This is a genomic window from Methylibium sp., from assembly GCF_013817345.1.
Lineage (GTDB): Bacteria > Pseudomonadota > Gammaproteobacteria > Burkholderiales > Burkholderiaceae_C > Methylibium.
Window position 1 is genome coordinate 1 of sequence record NZ_JACDCW010000157.1, and the last position, 620, is coordinate 620.

The 620-nt window shown below is 62.4% G+C and carries 1 protein-coding gene; it reads left to right on the forward strand.

Annotated elements, in window-relative coordinates:
* Positions 1-524: adenosylhomocysteinase (locus tag H0W40_RS18785; RefSeq protein ID WP_292449292.1), on the forward strand; the 524-nt coding region annotated here is incomplete at its 5' end.
* Between the last annotated feature and the right edge of the window lie 96 nt (positions 525-620).

The following is a 620-nucleotide window of genomic DNA, read 5'->3' on the forward strand; positions in this document are numbered from 1 at the left end:
AGGTCGTGACGATGGAGTACGCCGCCGACAAGGCCGACATCTTCGTCAGCGCCACCGGCAACAAGAACGTGATCCGCTACGAGCACATGGCGGCGATGAAAGACGAAGCCATCGTCTGCAACATCGGTCACTTCGACAACGAGATCGACGTCGCGTCGCTCGAGAAGCTCGAGTGGGACGAGATAAAGCCCCAGGTCGACCACGTCAAGTTCCCTGACGGCAAGAAGATCACGCTGCTCGCCAAGGGCCGTTTGGTGAACCTCGGCTGCGCCACGGGCCACCCGAGCTTCGTGATGAGCTCGTCCTTCGCCAACCAGACCATTGCCCAGATCGAGCTGTTCTCCAAGAGCGGTGAATACGAGTCCGGCAAGGTCTATGTGCTGCCCAAGCACCTTGACGAGAAGGTGGCGCGCCTGCATTTGAAGAAGGTCGGCGCCATGCTCAGCGAACTGAGCGACGAGCAGGCCGCTTACATCGGCGTGAACAAGGCTGGCCCTTACAAGGCCGACACCTACCGGTATTGAGTCTGGGCCGTTGCACTGCGCCCTGACCCCCTCTCCCGCTTGCGGGAGAGGGTCGGGGTGAGGGGCCAGCCAGGGCGCCGCACCCTCATCGCCGCC